Raw genomic sequence first — 17,816 nt, forward strand, 5'->3', positions numbered from 1 at the left:
TTTTAAAACTAAATAGGTTAATAATTTGGGAACCCATTTAAGCAGGTCTAAAAAAAGCTATGTTTATGGTAAATTGTTAATGATATTCATTAATTGAGATTCTGTAACAACATTGGTGTCAGCTTCTGTAATTGTAATAATGCCATCTTCTACAATCGTTACAGCTTTTATAGCATACTTCCAGTTATCATTTTCTTCGGTTACAAAAATTACATGGCATTCTAAACCAACAGGAATTTGACCGTAGTGTTCTGAGAATAGTCCTGTGTCCGTATTATAGGTGTCTAAGTTTGCTAAACCAGTATCTTCTCCGTCGTATGATAAATATAGTGCACAGTTGGTATTGTTGTAACCATCAGGTGCATCAACTAAAAGTGTTGTTTTTGGTCTTGGGTCATTATAAAACCTGTCTACGTTACTCCATCCAAAGTCATGAATAAAAGCGTAGTATTGATTGCCTTCGGCAAATACACCACCACCGTCTTGAGGGCCACCTGTTCCATCACGGTCAACTTCATCCCAAGCAAGGTTACCTTCTTCGTCAATTATTCCGTTCCACATAATCATATCGTTATCTGTACCTCCGGTTAAATTTGAAGGTATTCCTAATTGGATGTCGCAAGAAATATTTAAAGCTTCACCGTTTTGAGTAGCCTCAATAAAAAATTCGCCTCCAGAGATTAAAAGTGCCTTGTCTCCGTTTGGTAAAATTCCCATTGTAGGTTTGTTGGTTAAAAGCATATTGCCTTTATCAAACAATTCAATATATTCTAAATCTATTGCTCCAGTAATAGAATTGCCATTTAGAGTTAAACACGTTGTATTAAGACCAATACTAACTCCGTTTTCAGAAGTTAGAGATACCCAACCATCTGCAGCGTCAAATTGAAATGTTTGTGTTAAAGCCTCTAAAGCCTCATCTTGTAGGCCTCTAAATTCTTCCGCCGTAGCAATATCTAATGGAAAGTTATCATTGTCGTCTGAGGTCTCACAACTTGTAAAGGTTAGTGCCGTGATTACTAATGTTCCTAAAATGTTTTTTAAAGTATTCATAATAATATGGGTTTTTAAATTGTATTACATGTTTATATAAACAGGGTAATGTTTTTGTTACCCTGTTTTTTTTGATTTTTTTTAAAGTTGGGGTTGACTAATGATTTTTTTAGAAACTATGGCGTCACCAGAAGCTACTAATTCTATCATTTTATTGGCATATTCTAAGGTTGAAGAATATCCTTTCGCAGAACCTGTTGCAGTATTAACTTCCCAGAAGTAATTTCTTTTTTCTGTGCTATTTACTTCAGATCTTAGAACAAAATAACTAGTGATTTCTTTGCTTGTAATTAATTCTCCAGAACTTACAAGTGCAATCATATTTTTTGCTTGTTCTAAAGATAAAGATGTGCCAGAGTAAGTTCTTTTTGTAGTTTCAACTTTCCACTCAAAAACTTGAGCAATGTTGTTTTTTGTGATTTCTAATACTTCATTAAAAGTATTTGAGGTCTTGTTTTCGTTAATAGCGTTTACATTTAATATTGAAAAGGCTATAGTTGCAATGATTAAAATTGATTTTCTCATGATTTCTAAATTTTTATAGATTAATTAAATTTTGTGTTTGTCTTTTTGTGACTGTTACACCCTTATATCAAAACCATAGAAAATTTGTTACCCTTTTTTTTAAACTTTTTTTACTTTAGTAGAAAATACAAGGGTTTATGAGCGAAAAAAAAATTCACCAGGACCAGAAATATATTGATGGTTTGCTACAGAATAATGCGTTTATTATACAGGCTATATATGATAAATTTGTGCCAAAAGTGGTGAATTATATTAAGCAGAATAGTGGGAGCTCTGATGAAGCTCAAGATGTAATTCAGGAAACGCTTATAACAATTTATAATCAGGCAAAACAAAAGAAACTAAAACTGACCTGTCCCTTTGATGCTTATTTCTTTTTACTCTGTAAGCGTAAATGGTTAAATGAATTAAAAAAAACTTCTAATAAAGAGGTAACAATTAACGAAGAAGTTTTATCTAAAGATGATGGAGCCCAAGAACTCGCTTTTGAAACTTCAGTTTTTGATGAAAAACAGGCGCTTTTTGCAGAAATGTTTAATAACCTGGGAAAAGCTTGTAAAGATTTGCTAACCGCAACGTTTAAAATTAAGTCTATGGAAGAGGTTGCAAATAGTTTAGGTGTAACTTATGCTTATGCAAGAAAAAAGAAGTCTCTTTGTATAGGGAAATTAACGGAGTTGGTTCAAGGGTCGCCAAAGTTTAACCAAATTATGAGTTAATAGTTATGGACGATAAAAATTACATATTATTTGAGTCTTATTTGTCAGGCGAATTGTCTACAGACGAAATTAAAGCCTTTGAATTAAGATTAAAAAATGAGTCGGAATTAAAACAGGCACTTAATACTTACAAAGAACTATCCTCTTTTTTAGAACACAAGTTTGAAAATGAAGAGGAATCTAAAGCATTTGAATCCAATTTAAAAAAGATATCAAATCAATATTTTGATAAGGAAGATACAGCTTCAACAAAGACTACTACATCTAAAGTATTTAAGTTATATAAGTATGCCATTGCAGCCTGTGTTGCCGTTTTACTTGGGTTATTTACCTTTAATGAGCTGTCTTCTCCCAGTTTTAATGATTATAACGATTACGAAACCATAAGTTTGGTAGTAAGGGGAGAACAAGAGGAGTTGTTAAAAACGGCTGAGGATGCTTTTAATAAAAGAAATTTTACAGAAGCTAATAGAACTTTTGGTGAGTTGATTAATGGGGATAGCCAAAATATGGAGTATAAATTATACCAAGGTATAACTTTAGTAGAATTAAATCAGTTTACTAAGGCGGATAACTTATTGAAAGTAGTAGCCGAATCTCCATCTGTTTATAAAAATAAAGCTATTTGGTATTTAGGATTAAGTAAGTTGAAACAGGAAAATTATAATGAATGTATCGATGTTTTAAAATTGCTTCCAGAAGATGCCGATGATTATGATAAAGCTCAAAAACTCATTAAAAAATTAGATTAAAAAAAATCTTTTAGATATGCCACAGGACATTGTGTCTAAAATAGATTTTTCTTTTTTCTAAGTGTTAGCATATTTAAATCGCGATTATCTCATAAAGTCATCAATTAAAGTGATGACTTTTTTATTTTTACAAAAAATTATAAAGGACTAATAGTTGATAATAACAGATACGCATACCCATTTATATAGCGAAGCATTTGATGAAGATAGGCACGAAATGATAGAGCGTGCTATTAATAAAAATATTTCTAGGTTTTTCATTCCAGCAATAGATTCAACATACACAGATGCAATGTTGCAGCTTGAAAAAGATTTTCCTGAACATATATTTTTAATGATGGGTTTACACCCAACTCATGTTAAAGAGAACTTTAAGGAAGAGTTAAAACATGTAGAGGAAATGTTAGCTAAAAGACCTTTTTATGCTGTTGGTGAAATTGGGATTGATTTATATTGGGATACATCTACTCTAGAAATTCAAATAGAAGCATTTAAACAGCAGATAGCTTTAGCAAAACAATATAAGTTGCCTATTGTTATTCATTGTCGTGAAGCTTTTAATGAAATATTTGAAGTTTTAGAAGACGTTAAGGATGATAATTTGTTTGGAATTTTTCATTGTTTTACGGGGAATTTAGAGCAAGCTCATAAAGCTGTTTCGTATAATATGAAATTAGGTATTGGAGGTGTGTCTACATTTAAGAATGGGAAAATTGATAAATTTCTTAATGAGATTGATTTAAAGCATATTGTTTTAGAAACAGATGCACCTTACTTATCACCCGTACCTTATAGAGGAAAAAGAAACGAATCTTTATATATATTAAAGGTATTGGAAAAATTATCCGAGATCTATGGCATGTCTCAGGAAATAATAGCGGATATTACAACGCAGAATTCTAAAGAAGTTTTTGGTATCTAAAAATATGAGCCTATCTAAACCTAACATATTACTAATATATACTGGTGGCACCATTGGTATGATGAAAGATTTTAAGACGGGAACCTTAAAAGCTTTCGATTTCAATTCGCTTTTAGAAAAGATACCAGAGCTGCAACTTTTGGATTGCAACATTAAGACAGTATCTAATGAACCTATTGATTCTAGTAATATGAATCCGGAGTATTGGGTTCAGATTGCCGAATTAATTGAAAGTAACTATAATGCCTTTGATGGTTTTGTAATTCTTCATGGAAGTGATACCATGAGTTACACTGCTTCGGCTTTAAGTTTTATGTTAGAGAATCTAGCTAAGCCTGTTGTGTTTACAGGTTCACAATTACCAATAGGAGATTTAAGAACAGATGCTAAAGAAAATCTTATTACCTCTATTCAGGTAGCTTCATTACAAAAAGACAATAAGCCAGTAATTCAAGAGGTCTGCCTGTATTTTGAATATAAGTTATATAGGGGCAATAGAACCACCAAAATGAATGCAGAACACTTTGAGGCATTTGCATCACCTAACTATAACGAATTGGCTGTGTCTGGGGTCCATTTAAAGGTCAACAAAAAGTACTTGTTTAGATCGGATAAGAATGAAGTTTTAAAAGTTCATAAAAATTTGGATAATAATATTGCTTTAATTAAACTTTTTCCGGGAATAACAGAAACCGTAATTAAAAGTGTTTTATCTACTCCAAATTTGAAAGCAATTATTTTAGAAACTTATGGAGCTGGAAATTGTACTACTGCTTCTTGGTTTATAGAATTGTTAAAAGAAACAATTTCTAAAGGAATTCATATTATTAACATTACACAATGTTCTGGAGGAAGTGTCTTAATGGGGCATTATGAAACGAGTAATGCCTTAAAGAAAATAGGTGTTATTTCTGGAAGAGATATTACCACAGAAGCAGCTATTAGTAAATTAATGTATCTTTTAGGTAAGAATATTTCCAATGAAATGTTTAAAACCACGTATGAAATGTCTTTAAGAGGAGAAATGACCTAAAATTAACGTTGTAAAATTTTAAGGTTTAAAGAATTTTTTGTTATTTCATCCCCCGTAATTAATACGATTAAAATATTTATAGAGAGGTGGCCGAGTGGTCGAAGGCGCACGCCTGGAAAGTGTGTATACCTCAAAAGGGTATCGAGGGTTCGAATCCCTTCCTCTCTGCTGTTATTTTTGTTACGTTAATTGCTTTTTTTTTATATCTTTAACACTTTAACTAATAAAATTAAGATCTAGACATGAAAAGATTATTTTCTATCCTTGCCATTACAGGAATGATGGTATTTGGAACTGCTAATGCAAGTACAATTGCAACTACAACTACAGCAACTACAGTTGCTACTACAATTCAAGCTGAAGAGGAGCCTGCTGCTGAGGAGAGCTTAGGATTTCACCAAGAATTAAAGAAAAGATTTATTGAAGGAGGCCCTGAGTTTATGGGGATTGTATTGTTATGTTTAATTCTAGGTTTAGCAATTGCTATTGAGAGAATTATCTTTTTAAATCTTTCTACAACTAATACTAAGAAGCTTACTCAAAACGTAGAAGATGCTTTAGCATCTGGAGGCGTAGAAGCTGCAAAAGAAGTTTGTAGAAATACTAAAGGACCTATTGCTTCTATTTTCTATCAAGGTTTAGATAGAACAGATGAAGGTATTGAGGCTGCTGAAAAAGCTGTTGTTGCTTACGGTGGTGTTCAAATGGGACAATTGGAGAAAAATGTTTCTTGGATTTCATTATTTATCGCATTAGCACCTATGTTAGGATTCATGGGAACGGTAATTGGTATGATTCAAGCATTCGATAAAATTGAAGCTGCAGGAGATATGCAACCGTCATTAGTTGCAGGTGGTATTAAAGTAGCACTTTTAACAACGGTATTTGGTCTTGTAGTAGCAATTATACTTCAGATTTTTTATAATTACATTATTGCTAAGATTGATAGTATAGTTAATGATATGGAGGATGCCTCTATTACATTAATGGATCTATTAATCAGAAATAAAAAGTAATATTTAAATTATAAAAAGATGGGTTTACACAAAATATTAAAAATAGTAGCTTTCGCCCTGGCTATTATTGGTGCGATTTTTGCACTGATGTTAATAGCAGGTGATGACGATAGCGATGTGGGAATGGCAGGTAATATGCTATATGTTGCATATGCAGTGTTAGGATTAGTTATTGCAATGGTTCTAGTATTTGTTGTAAAAGGTTTATTTGCTGGCAATGTTAAAAAGACTTTAATGTCTGTCGGTGCCTTTTTAGCAGTTGTAATTATAGGATATGCTGCTTCTTCTGGAACGGATTTAAGTTTAACGCCGTTCTTAGAAAAAGGACTAGATGTTACTGAGTCAACATCAAAAAATGTAGGTGCAGGATTAATTATATTTTACATCCTTGCAATATTAGCAATTGCATCTATGGCGTACTCAGGAGTTAAAAAAATATTTAATAAATAATAATTATGGCAAAAAGAGCAGCACCAGAAGTAAATGCGGGCTCCATGGCCGACATCGCGTTCTTATTATTAATATTCTTCTTAGTTACAACAACAATTGAAGTAGATTCTGGAATTAACCGTAAGTTACCTCCAATGGAAGAGTCTGATCAAGATGTTGTAATTAAACAAAAAAATATTTTTACTGTATTATTAAATGGTAAAGATCAATTACTTGTAGAAGATGAATTAATGGAGCTTAAGGATTTAAGAGCAGCAGCTAAAGAATTCTTAGATAATGGAGGTGATGGATCATGTAATTACTGTAAAGGTAAAAAAGATCCTTCTTCATCTGATAATCCAGATAAAGCAATTATTTCTTTAAAGAACGAAAGAGAGACTACTTATAAACAGTATATAGCAGTGCAAAATGAATTAGTAGCTGCATATAATGAGTTAAGAAATGAGAGAGCGCAAGCTCAATTCGGTCAGTCTTTCGCTGAAATGCAAGCTAATCATAAAGATGTTAATTGGCCAGGGAATAAAGAGAAGCTAAAAGAGAAGATAGATCAGATTAAAGCTGAGTATCCTCAAAAGCTTTCAGAAGTACAATAATTTAAATTTAATATTATGTCTAAATTTAAAAAGAAGAAAAGCGGCGCTTTACCTGCAATTTCAACAGCATCTTTACCAGATATTGTATTCATGTTATTATTCTTTTTTATGGTGGCTACTGTAATGAGACAGAACACTTTAAAAATTGAGAATAACTTACCTTTTGCAGATCAGGTTGAGAAACTTGATAAAAAAGATTTGGTAATGTATATATATGCAGGTAAACCAAGTCAGAACTATAAGCAATATGGTACAGAAACAAGAATTCAATTAAACGATGACTTTGCTGATGTAAAGGATATTGCAGCGTTTATTGCAGCTGAAAGAGCTTCAAAAAGAGAAGAATTAATACCATTCTTAACTACAGCTTTAAAAGTTGATAGTGAGGCAAATATGGGATTAATTGGAGATATTAAGCAGGAATTACGTAAAGTAAATGCGCTTAAAATAAATTATACTACTAAAAAGGGTAGTGTACTTGGAAGAGATTAGTATTCACTCTTAATTTTATAAAAAAAGCGTTTTGATTTTTCAAAACGCTTTTTTTATTTTCAATTTCTAATAAGACATTATGGAACGCCTTTTACTATTTTGTTATGTATTGTTAAGTACGTATTGCTGTGTTGCTCAAGATCAAGTATCAAAGGAAATAGATTCACTTTATAAAGAGGATCAGATTTACGCAGGAGTGACTTATAACTTACTGGCAAAAAAGCCTGAAAATGTGGAGCAAAATGGTTTCTCTTTAGGATTTCACTTTGGTTTTATAAAGGATATGCCAATAAACAGGAACAGGAATATAGCTCTGGGTATGGGATTAGGGTATTCAGCTAACTCATATAATCAAAACGTATTAATAAGCAGAACCAATGAAATTGTTAATTACTCTATAGATGCCAGTAGTTCTTTTAGAAAAAATAAGTTTTCTACACATTTAATTGAAATGCCTCTTGAGTTTAGATGGCGAACTTCTACTCCAACAGAGTACAGCTTTTGGCGAATTTACACAGGTATTAAGTTCGGATATGTTTTTGCTCATAGAATTAAGTACAGAGGAGATTTAGGTGATTACAAGTTAAACAATGTTGATGATTTTAATAAACTTCAATATGGTATAACACTAAGTTTTGGCTATAACACATGGAATTTGCATGTGTATTATGGCCTGAATCCCGTATTTGATGGAGCTACGGCCTTAAATGGTGAAGCAATAGACTTTAATACAGTTAAAATAGGGCTGATGTTTTACTTATTATAACCAGTAAGGTGTAAGTATAAGTTGAGGAAAAAGTCCAATAAAAAAGCCAATTAAGAGCTCGTTAACGGTATGTGCATTAAGGTGCAGCCTAGAGGATGCAACAGCGCCAATTACGAGACACATAAATGCAAGTGTAACGTTTATGTTTAAGCTAAAATGAATACTTAATGCAACAAAAAACATAAATACACCAGAAACAGCAATCATATGTATGCTAGCTTTAAATCTGAATATAGCTAATATTAAGCAGGACAGCGTTGAAATTAAAATTCCAATGAAAAAGTAATATAGTTCTAGAACCTGTGTAGGTGTTACAATACGTTGGATTACAATCAATATGACCGCAGCATTAAGTAATAGGGGAATTATCCGTTCTTTAGTGCTTTTAAGATATATAGACTCTACCCTACCCAAAGTTTTTAAAAGGAAATAAAGTAGTATTGGTAAAATTACCGTGAGTATAAACAATGAAAATAACTTAGCCCATATTATTTCTTGAGGATAATCTCTTCTTGTTATTTGAAAATAGAAGATAACGCCTAATAGAGGCATTAAAAGGGGGTGAAAAATATAGGATATACTCTTTAAAATGTAATTCATTATATTTTTTTACGAAGTCTAGCAACAGGAATATCTAATTGCTCTCTATATTTCGCAACAGTTCTTCTTGCAATAGGATAGCCTTTTTCTTTAAGAATCCCAGCCAAAGTTTCATCTGTTAAAGGTTTCTTCTTGTCTTCTTCCTCTATAACCGTTTCTAATTTTTTTTTAATTTCTCTCGTAGACACATCTTCTCCCTGATTGTTCTTCATTGATTCGGAAAAGAATTCTTTAATCAATTTGGTACCATAAGGGGTATCAACATATTTACTATTTGCAACCCTAGAAACTGTTGAAACATCCATTGAAATTTCATCGGCAATATCTTTTAATATCATTGGGCGTAAAGTGCGCTCATCACCAGTTAAAAAATATTCTTTCTGATAGTGCATAATTGCACTCATTGTAACAAATAAGGTTTGTTGACGCTGTTTAATAGCCTCAATAAACCACTTGGCTGCGTCTAATTTTTGCTTAATGAAGATAACTGCATCCTTCTGCGACTTAGATTTGTCTTTAGAATCCTTATATCCCTTAAGCATATTATTATACTCTCTAGATACATGAAGCTCTGGAGCATTTCGTCCGTTTAAGGTAAGTTCTAATTCGCCATCAACAATTTTTATGGCAAAATCAGGAACGATGTGCTCTACTATTCTATTATTCCCAGCGTAAGATCCTCCTGGTTTAGGGTTTAAACTTTCAATTTCCGAAATGGCATCCTTTAGTTGTATTTCCGAAATATCGAATTTTTGAAGTAACTTCTTGTAGTGCTTTTTTGTGAATTGCTCAAAAGCTTTGTCAATTATACTAATGGCTAATTCAACATCAGGAGTTCTTTCTTTTCTGTTTAGTTGTATGCTTAAACACTCTTGCAAGTTTCTCGCGCCAACACCTGCCGGATCTAATTGATGAACTATCTTAAGGACGTCTTCAATTTTATTTTCTTCGGTATATACATTTTGAGTGAAAGCTAAATCATCCATAATGTCAGATAGAGAGCGCCTTATATATCCACTCTCATCAACACTACCAACAAGAAAAATAGCGATATCTCTTTCATCATCGCTTAACCTATATGTATTTAACTGATTAATTAAATGTTGAGTGAACGACGTTCCCGCTGCATAAGGCATGCTCTTTTCATCATCATCAACACTGTAATTATTAGATTGAGTTCTGTAATCAGGTATTTCGTCATCGCTCAAATACTCATCAACATTTATATCTTCGGCATTTATGGTTTCGTTATCGTTGAAATCATCGGAATTATCAAAATCAGAATCAAATTCGTCTTTGTTTTCTTTACCTCCTTCTAAGGCTGGATTCTCTTCTAATTCTTGCTTTAAGCGTTGTTCAAAAGCTTGCGTAGGCAGTTGTATCAATTTCATCAATTGAATCTGCTGAGGCGAGAGCTTTTGGGATAATTTAAATTGTAAATGTTGCTTGAGCATATTTTGATTTGGTTATTCTTCTAAATTAATAAATAGTAATTTAAAACTTAATTTAGAGTAGTTAAATGTATAAAAATTCTTTTAACTACAATACTCATACCAAAATCAAAATGAATGTTAAAATTCTGCGTTTTGCGGTGTCCTTGGATAGGGGATTACATCTCTGATATTGCCCATGCCAGTTGCAAACATTACCAAGCGCTCAAAGCCCAAGCCAAAACCAGAGTGAACTGCAGTACCAAACTTTCTTAAATCTAAATACCACCAAAGTTCTTCTTCGGGAATATCTATAGCAGCCATTTTTTCTTTTAGTACTTCTAGTCTCTCTTCTCTTTGCGCACCTCCAACAATTTCACCTATACCAGGGAAAAGAATATCCATGGCACGCACGGTTTTTCCATCATCATTTAAGCGCATGTAGAAGGCTTTAATGTTTGCTGGGTAATCAAACAGAATTACAGGGCATTTAAAGTGTTTTTCAACTAAAAACCGCTCATGTTCACTTTGTAGGTCTGCTCCCCACTCATCAATTATATATTGAAACTTCTTTTTCTTATTTGGCTTACTATTACGTAAAATATCTATAGCTTCTGTATAGCTAACACGTTTGAAATTATTATCTGTAACGAACTTTAGTTTTTCAATAAGCGTCATGTCATTTCGTTCTGCCTGAGGTTTTCTTTTATCCTCATCCTGCAAGCGCTTATCTAAAAATTCTAAATCCTCGGCATTGTTATCTAAAACATATTTAAGAACATACTTTAGAAAATCCTCAGCTAAATCCATGTTACCCGCTAAATCCATAAAAGCCACTTCAGGCTCTATCATCCAGAATTCTGCTAAATGTCTGGAAGTATTAGAATTTTCGGCTCTAAATGTAGGTCCAAATGTATAAACCTTACCAAGAGACATAGCATATGTTTCTGCTTCTAACTGCCCGGAAACTGTTAGATTTGTTTCTTTACCAAAGAAATCTTTTGAATAATCTGTTTTTCCTTCTTCGGTTTTCGGTAAATTATTATGGTCTAAGCTAGTTACCTTAAACATTTCACCCGCACCTTCAGCGTCACTTCCTGTAATAATAGGAGCGTGCATGTAGTAGAACCCATGTTCATTAAAATACTTATGAATTGCAAAGGATAATGCGGAGCGCAAACGCATAACAGCACTAAATGTATTTGTCCTTGTTCTTAAATGCGCATGTTCTCTTAAAAATTCAAATGAATGCTTCTTAGGTTGAATTGGGTATGTTTCGGGGTCTGAATCTCCCAATATGTTCAAGGTTTTTACTTGAACTTCAACCGTTTGACCTTTACCTTGGCTTTCAACTAGTTCTCCAGTTATATGGATAGCTGCACCAGTAGTAATTCGTTTTAAAAGCGCCTCATCGAAGTTTTCAAAATCAACAACACATTGAATATTTTTGAGTGTAGAACCATCGTTTAAAGCTATAAATCTATTAGCTCTAAACGTCCTTACCCAACCTTTTACTTCAACTTCTGTATGATTAATCTCCTGCGATAATAATTCTAAAACGGTAAACTGCTGCATTAATATCTAAATTTAGAATGTAAATATAAAAAAAGCCTTTCGGCTTCCAAGTCTAAATTAATTAAAAAACAAAATTCTATAACTAAATATTAAAGAATTGTTATTTTTTGAAATCATCTTCCTTTTCGTCCTCCTCAGGAATAATGTTAATAGCGGGTTTTCTTAAAACCTCTTTATTAGCTATGCTGCGTTCGAGAGAAAGTAATAGCGAAGGAAGTAATAATAAATTAGATAGCATAGCAAAAAGCAATGTGGCCGAAACCAATGCACCTAATGCTACGGTACCTCCAAAACTTGATATCGTAAATACTGAAAAACCAAAGAATAAAACAATTGAAGTATAGAACATACTTACTCCAGTCTCTCTTAAAGCACCATAAACAGATACTTTAATTTTCCATTGGTTAGCCTGTAATTCTTGTCTGTATTTTGCTAAAAAGTGAATAGTATCATCTACAGATATACCAAAGGCAATACTAAAAACTAATATAGTTGAAGGCTTAATAGGTACTCCTAAATAGCCCATGAGTCCTGCTGTAACTAACAAGGGTAGCAGGTTTGGAATTAAGGAAACAATAATCATTCTACCTGATCTAAACATATAAGCCATGAACAATGAAATTAAAAATATGGCAAGCGATAGGGATATTGCCAAATTTTTAACCAAGTATTTCGTCCCTTTTTGAAACACTAAAGCTTTACCCGTCATAGTAACATCGTAACGTTCTTTTGGGAATACTTTATTTATTTTGTTTTGAAGATTTTCTTCAATACGTTCCATTTTATCCGTGCCAACATCTTTCATAAACGTTGTAATTCTTGCATATTGCCCTGTGCTATCAACAAAATTGTTTAAAAGGTCTACATTCGAAGACGAGTTTTTGGCATAAGACAGAATAAAACTGTTTTCTTGAGAAGTTGGTAATTGATAGTATTTAGGGTTCCCATTGTAATAAGCTTGTTTAGAATATTTGACTAGACTTACTACAGAAATAGGTTTGGAAAGCTCAGGTGTTTCATTAATCAACTCTTCTAGCTCATTCATCCGTTTGAGTGTAGAGAGTTTCATAACCCCTTTTTTACGCTTAGTATCTACCATAAATTCTAAAGGCATGATACCATTAAATTCTTCTTCAAAAAAGCGAATATCTTTGAAAAAGCTTGCTTCTTTAGGCATGTCTTCAATGAGACTTCCAGAAATTCTAATTTGATAAATACCAATAAAACTTATTGTAAGTAAAAGCACAGAAGTAGCATAAATAGCAATACGTCTTTGCTTTACCATCCATTCCATCCAGTTTACAAAACCACCAATCCATCGTTTATTAAGGTGTTCTAAATGACGATCTTTTGGATGAGGCAAAAAGGTATAAATGATAGGAATAATTAACAGGCAGAGAATAAATATTGCCAGAATGCTCAATGAGGCTACTATTCCAAATTCCTTTAAGAGTGTGCTTTCTGTTAATATAAATGTGGCAAAACCCGAGGCTGTGGTCACATTGGTCATTAATGTGGCATTACCAATTTTGGTAATAACACGTTGTAAAGACTTTACTTTATTTCCGTGTAGCTTTACTTCGTGTTGGTATTTGTTAATTAAAAAGATACAATTTGGTATGCCAATAACAATAATTAATGGCGGAATTAAAGCCGTTAAAACTGTAATTTCATATTCGAACAAACCAATTATTCCCAGCGTCCACATGACACCTATACAAACTACCACAAGAGAAATAAAAGTAGCTCTAAAAGACCTAAAGAAGAAAAAGAAAATAATTGAAGTAACTAACAAAGCAGCAATGACAAACCAATTAATTTCATTAATTATAACCTGAGAATTAAGCGTGCGTATGTATGGCATACCCGAAACTCTAACTTCTAAGTTATTCTCACGTTCAAATTCTTCTACTCTTTTTTCTAGAATATTAAGTACAAAATTCTTTCTTGCAGGCGTATTAACAATTTCTTTTTTTAAGTAAAGCGCGCTTCTAACGGTCTTTGTTTCCTTGTTAAATAAGAAATTGTCATAAAATGGATATTTATGAAATAGTTCTTCTTGAAGTTTTTCTATTTGCGGTACGGAAGTAATTGAATCTTTAATAAAAGGCTCTAAATTGAATTTTTCATTTTTAGAATCTTTTACAAGTTTTTGTAGATCTTTTATAGATACGACCGTTTCAACTTCATCAAAATTTTTGAATTCATCAGAGAGTTTATTCCAGGCATTTAACTTATCTACTGTAAACAAACTACTGTCTTTAACGCCCAGAACAATTAAGTTGCCTTCTTCACCAAACTTATCTAAAAAGTTTTTATAGATAACATTAACAAAATGATCATCTGGCAAAAGGTTAGCTTCAGTGTTGCTAAAACGCATGTTGTCCCATTGCGTACTAAGTAAATATGTGGATATAATAATAGCCACTAGAATGATGATTTTATTACGTAAAATCAACCTAGCGGTAACATCCCAAAAGTCTTTACTAAACAGTTTAAACATACCTTTTTATGAAAGCTGCGCAAAGGTAGAAAAAACAATGCATTAAGCTAAATGAAATACTTATAATGTTAGGTTAATTTTAAGATGTAGTTGCATTTGTTTTTGAAACCTTCAATTTACTCAAGTTAAAAGTTGGCACGTAATTTGAAATTCTATGTTTATTGTAATTAAAAAACTTTGAATACTTTAAATTTAAACCCCAATCTCTATGAAAACTAAAATTACATTATTAAGTATTAGCTTTTTATTTTTAGGATATCTGTGCTTTGCACAAAAAAAGAATGATGCCAAAAGCTTTATTGAAAGCAGCGCCATTATAAAAAAGTATCATAATATTAATGAACTTAAGGAGATGCCCAAAGGTGAATTATTGGGATTATATATGGAACGCATAAATGCATTAACTAAAATTATTCCTTACATAGCTTTTGCTACTAAGCCCGGAGTTACAATGGATAATTACGGGATCCCTAATAGTAACGAAAATAGAAAAAGGTTAGAAAATCAGCATGAGAATACGGAAGAGTATATTGAAGAAACTTTTAAGTTTCAAAAAGCTATTTTGCCTTATTCGGATACCAATAAGTTAGTATCGGCTGTCTTGTTTTATGAAGATGTTATGAAATCTATTCATCATTTTGAGGAGTTTAACTAAAAAGCTCTTATAATGATAAATTAAAGGTGAACTTAAATGCAACGTTGTCCGTTAATTTAGGTAAATGATAAGCACCGTATCTATAAGTAAAGCTTAAACCAAAACCAAAAAGTAATTTGTTTATCTCAAAACCAGATTCGGTATAACCTTTTTTCAATGAGCCAAAGGTAATGTTTTGATGTTTTTCTGGTTGTTCCATATCTCCAATGGCATAACGCGTAGTTAGAACTAATTGCGGTTTGTAGTTTCTAGATATATTAAATGGTTTTAAGAAATGTCTTAGCTGTATAGTGGTGAATTTATCCGAAAAGAATTCATTAAAATACATGGTTTCGAAACTATTTAAGCCTGCCACAGAAAACCTATGTAAAATGGTTTCTTTATTAATATTATTTGGGTAAGCATGATACATGTGCGTTATTGGAGTATCTCCATTGGCTAATCCAGAAACTAAAGTGATTTCTGAATAGTTGTCTTTTTCAAAGACAATTTTGTGAATGGCTCTAAAGTCAATTTTGGAAAAATTAAAATCACTTTTAAAAGCGTTTTTTATACTTTTTGAGTATTGCAATGTGAATTTAGGATAGCCGATTTTAGTTTCTTTAGAACCACTTTTTGAATCGTTAAATTGACTAAAAGGGCTCCAGTTAAAAGATGTTTTAGCCATGGTGATTCTAAAATTGCTCAAAGCCGTATTTAGAGTAGTAAAAGTATACCGGTAAGTGGGGTCTATTTTACTTATAGAAAACTCTGTTTTTGTAGCAATTTTGTTAAATAGCTGATGCTCTAGACTAATAGATTTAGTAACATGCTTGTGAAATAAGTCTATATTTAAAAGTCTAGGTTCAAAAAACTGAAAAGACCTGCCGTCTGTTAAAAACTTTGTGCTTCCTGTTTCTTGTAAGTCATCCGTATATGTGAAGTTTAACCAAGTATCGGTTTTAGGTGCTAATCTTATGCCTGCGGCAATACTATATTTAAACCTATGATCTCTAAAGCCGTAAACAGTATATCCGTTTATTCTATATTGTTTCGAAAAAGTTTCATTCGTAACCACTCCGATTCCAGTTCTAACACCTTCATACTGGTTGAATTTAATAAGGTATCTTAAATCAAAATTAAAATATTGGGTTGGGAAGAATCCATTACCCAAACTTTTCACAAAGGTTTTCTTTTTAATAGAATCTTTTACTTTTTCTTCTTGTTTCGGATTTTGACCATTGCATATGTTAAAACAAATTAGAAAGGCTAATAAATATATAGGTTTGAACATATGGAAGAACGAGGAGGTAATTAATAAAAAAAAGCGACGTTTTTGTCGCTTTTTTTGTGACTTTTTATACGGTCATTATTTCGGTTTCTTTTTTGCTGTAAATATCATCTACTTTCTTAACGTAAGAATCTGTCATTTCTTGTACATCTATCTCAGCATTTTTCTGAACGTCTTCAGACGCATCATCAGTTTTTTTAATATCGTTATTGGCATCTTTTCTAGCATTTCTAATACCAATCTTTGCGTCTTCAGCTTCTGACTTTGCTTGTTTAGCCAAATCTCGTCTTCTTTCTTCTGTTAATGGCGGTACATTTATAATTATGCTTTCACCATTATTCATTGGGTTAAAACCTAAGTTGGCAATCATGATACCTCTTTCAATTTCTTGTAACATAGATTTTTCCCAAGGTTGAACAGTTATTGTTCTACCATCTGGAGTATTAACATTAGCTACCTGAGCTAAAGGCGTTTGAGAACCATAATAATCTACCATTACACTGCCTAGCATAGCAGGACTTGCTTTACCCGCTCTAATGTTAGCCAGTTGTTTCTCTAAATGCTTTAAAGCATTGTCCATTGATTCTTTGGCAGTATCTAATATAAATTGTATGTCTTCGTTCATAATTTTACCTTTTATTTCAGCAGTAATTATTCAAAAATTACGCCAAATTTATACATTAACTACAGTTCCAATTTCTTCGCCCGAAACTACTTTTAATAAATTACCTTTTGTGTTCATATCAAAAACAATAATAGGTAGTTCATTTTCCTGACTTAAAGTAAAGGCTGTTGTATCCATTACTTTTAGTCCTTTACTTAATACTTCGTCAAAAGAAATATTACTGAATTTTATTGCGTTTGCATCTTTTTCAGGATCAGCGGTATAAATACCATCTACTCTGGTTCCTTTTAAGATTACATCTGCTTCAATTTCAATAGCTCTTAAAACAGCTGCAGAATCTGTTGTGAAATAAGGATTTCCTGTACCACCACCAAAAATAACTACACGTCCTTTTTCAAGGTGTCTCATAGCTCTTCTTCTAATAAAAGGCTCTGCAACTTCATTTATCTTTATAGCTGTTTGTAATCTTGTTTCAATACCAGCATCTTCCATTGCACCTTGTAAAGCTAGGCCATTAATTACAGTAGCTAACATACCCATATGATCGCCTTGAACTCTATCCATTCCTTTACTTGCACCTGCAAGACCTCTAAAAATGTTTCCCCCACCAATTACGATGGCTACTTCTACACCTTTGTCTGTTATTTCTTTAATGTCTTTTGCATATTCGGCTAAACGATCTGGATCTATACCGTATTGACGGGTTCCCATTAAGGCTTCGCCTGATAATTTGAGGAGTATTCTTTTGTATTTCATTGAATGATTTATGAAGTTGTGCAAATATACAAATTGATTTAACACTTAAATATTGAAAAAATATTTTAGTAAACAAAAAAG

General features: G+C 32.3%; 19 protein-coding genes and 1 tRNA gene. 11 read left to right on the top strand and 9 right to left on the bottom strand.

Annotated elements, in window-relative coordinates:
* Nucleotides 1-63: 63 nt before the first annotated feature.
* Together FUA24_RS14325 and FUA24_RS14330 are read right to left on the bottom strand one after the other, a co-directional pair.
* Nucleotides 64-1,053, bottom strand: a complete 990-nt coding sequence (locus FUA24_RS14325; protein WP_148543489.1) for a hypothetical protein — start codon at nucleotides 1,051-1,053, stop codon at nucleotides 64-66.
* Between the two features lie 81 nt (nucleotides 1,054-1,134).
* Nucleotides 1,135-1,578 (bottom strand): hypothetical protein, encoded by a 444-nt coding sequence (locus FUA24_RS14330; RefSeq protein ID WP_148543491.1) that lies wholly within the window; start codon nucleotides 1,576-1,578, stop codon nucleotides 1,135-1,137.
* A gap of 137 nt (nucleotides 1,579-1,715) precedes the next feature.
* On the opposite strand from FUA24_RS14330, the gene FUA24_RS14335 reads away from it, so the two are divergent.
* From FUA24_RS14335 to FUA24_RS14380, 10 genes are all read left to right on the top strand, one after another.
* Nucleotides 1,716-2,297: an RNA polymerase sigma factor gene (locus tag FUA24_RS14335; protein ID WP_148543493.1), complete on the top strand. Its 582-nt coding sequence runs from the start codon at nucleotides 1,716-1,718 to the stop codon at nucleotides 2,295-2,297.
* A 5-nt stretch (nucleotides 2,298-2,302) separates the two neighbouring features.
* Nucleotides 2,303-3,049 carry a tetratricopeptide repeat protein gene (locus FUA24_RS14340; RefSeq protein WP_148543494.1) on the top strand — a complete coding sequence of 249 codons (747 nt, stop codon included), beginning with the start codon at nucleotides 2,303-2,305 and terminating at the stop codon, nucleotides 3,047-3,049.
* A 154-nt stretch (nucleotides 3,050-3,203) separates the two neighbouring features.
* The gene (locus FUA24_RS14345; RefSeq protein ID WP_148543496.1) at nucleotides 3,204-3,971 is read left to right on the top strand and encodes a TatD family hydrolase; all 768 of its coding nucleotides are present in this window, start codon (nucleotides 3,204-3,206) and stop codon (nucleotides 3,969-3,971) included.
* 4 nt (nucleotides 3,972-3,975) lie between these two features.
* Nucleotides 3,976-5,004 (top strand): asparaginase, encoded by a 1,029-nt coding sequence (locus tag FUA24_RS14350; protein WP_148543498.1) that lies wholly within the window; start codon nucleotides 3,976-3,978, stop codon nucleotides 5,002-5,004.
* A gap of 80 nt (nucleotides 5,005-5,084) precedes the next feature.
* Nucleotides 5,085-5,172, top strand: a tRNA-Ser gene (locus tag FUA24_RS14355).
* 74 nt (nucleotides 5,173-5,246) lie between these two features.
* Nucleotides 5,247-6,020, top strand: coding sequence for a MotA/TolQ/ExbB proton channel family protein (locus tag FUA24_RS14360; protein WP_148543500.1), 774 nt, complete (start codon nucleotides 5,247-5,249; stop codon nucleotides 6,018-6,020).
* An 18-nt stretch (nucleotides 6,021-6,038) separates the two neighbouring features.
* Nucleotides 6,039-6,470: a hypothetical protein gene (locus tag FUA24_RS14365; RefSeq protein ID WP_148543502.1), complete on the top strand. Its 432-nt coding sequence runs from the start codon at nucleotides 6,039-6,041 to the stop codon at nucleotides 6,468-6,470.
* Nucleotides 6,471-6,475: 5 nt separating this feature from the next.
* Nucleotides 6,476-7,063, top strand: a complete 588-nt coding sequence (locus FUA24_RS14370; RefSeq protein WP_148543503.1) for an ExbD/TolR family protein — start codon at nucleotides 6,476-6,478, stop codon at nucleotides 7,061-7,063.
* A 15-nt stretch (nucleotides 7,064-7,078) separates the two neighbouring features.
* Nucleotides 7,079-7,555, top strand: a complete 477-nt coding sequence (locus FUA24_RS14375) for an ExbD/TolR family protein (protein WP_148543506.1) — start codon at nucleotides 7,079-7,081, stop codon at nucleotides 7,553-7,555.
* Between the two features lie 79 nt (nucleotides 7,556-7,634).
* The gene (locus FUA24_RS14380) at nucleotides 7,635-8,321 is read left to right on the top strand and encodes a porin family protein (protein WP_148543508.1); all 687 of its coding nucleotides are present in this window, start codon (nucleotides 7,635-7,637) and stop codon (nucleotides 8,319-8,321) included.
* On the opposite strand, the gene FUA24_RS14385 is transcribed toward FUA24_RS14380, so the two are convergent.
* The 4 genes from FUA24_RS14385 to FUA24_RS14400 form a co-directional block, all read right to left on the bottom strand.
* Complete coding sequence (locus FUA24_RS14385) at nucleotides 8,316-8,921, bottom strand: hypothetical protein (RefSeq protein WP_187388286.1); 606 nt, start codon at nucleotides 8,919-8,921, stop codon at nucleotides 8,316-8,318. The two genes, FUA24_RS14380 and FUA24_RS14385, sit on opposite strands and share 6 nt — an antisense overlap.
* Nucleotides 8,921-10,375 (bottom strand): RNA polymerase factor sigma-54, encoded by a 1,455-nt coding sequence (gene rpoN / locus FUA24_RS14390; protein WP_148543510.1) that lies wholly within the window; start codon nucleotides 10,373-10,375, stop codon nucleotides 8,921-8,923. The genes FUA24_RS14385 and rpoN overlap by 1 nt, the downstream gene beginning before the upstream one ends.
* 117 nt (nucleotides 10,376-10,492) lie before the next feature.
* Nucleotides 10,493-11,926 (bottom strand): asparagine--tRNA ligase, encoded by a 1,434-nt coding sequence (gene asnS / locus FUA24_RS14395; protein WP_148543512.1) that lies wholly within the window; start codon nucleotides 11,924-11,926, stop codon nucleotides 10,493-10,495.
* A gap of 100 nt (nucleotides 11,927-12,026) precedes the next feature.
* Nucleotides 12,027-14,429, bottom strand: coding sequence for an efflux RND transporter permease subunit (locus FUA24_RS14400; protein ID WP_148543513.1), 2,403 nt, complete (start codon nucleotides 14,427-14,429; stop codon nucleotides 12,027-12,029).
* Between the two features lie 208 nt (nucleotides 14,430-14,637).
* Between FUA24_RS14400 and FUA24_RS14405 the strand changes: the two genes are divergently transcribed.
* Entirely contained in the window at nucleotides 14,638-15,084 is a 447-nt protein-coding gene (locus FUA24_RS14405) for a hypothetical protein (RefSeq protein WP_148543515.1), read from the top strand.
* A 7-nt stretch (nucleotides 15,085-15,091) separates the two neighbouring features.
* On the opposite strand, the gene FUA24_RS14410 is transcribed toward FUA24_RS14405, so the two are convergent.
* The 3 genes from FUA24_RS14410 to pyrH form a co-directional block, all read right to left on the bottom strand.
* Complete coding sequence (locus tag FUA24_RS14410) at nucleotides 15,092-16,357, bottom strand: DUF5686 family protein (protein ID WP_222861361.1); 1,266 nt, start codon at nucleotides 16,355-16,357, stop codon at nucleotides 15,092-15,094.
* Between the two features lie 64 nt (nucleotides 16,358-16,421).
* Nucleotides 16,422-16,979, bottom strand: a complete 558-nt coding sequence (frr, locus tag FUA24_RS14415) for a ribosome recycling factor (protein WP_148543518.1) — start codon at nucleotides 16,977-16,979, stop codon at nucleotides 16,422-16,424.
* 48 nt (nucleotides 16,980-17,027) lie between these two features.
* Nucleotides 17,028-17,735 carry a UMP kinase gene (pyrH, locus tag FUA24_RS14420; protein WP_148543520.1) on the bottom strand — a complete coding sequence of 236 codons (708 nt, stop codon included), beginning with the start codon at nucleotides 17,733-17,735 and terminating at the stop codon, nucleotides 17,028-17,030.
* Between the last annotated feature and the right edge of the window lie 81 nt (nucleotides 17,736-17,816).

The sequence above is a fragment of the Seonamhaeicola marinus genome, assembly GCF_008085455.1.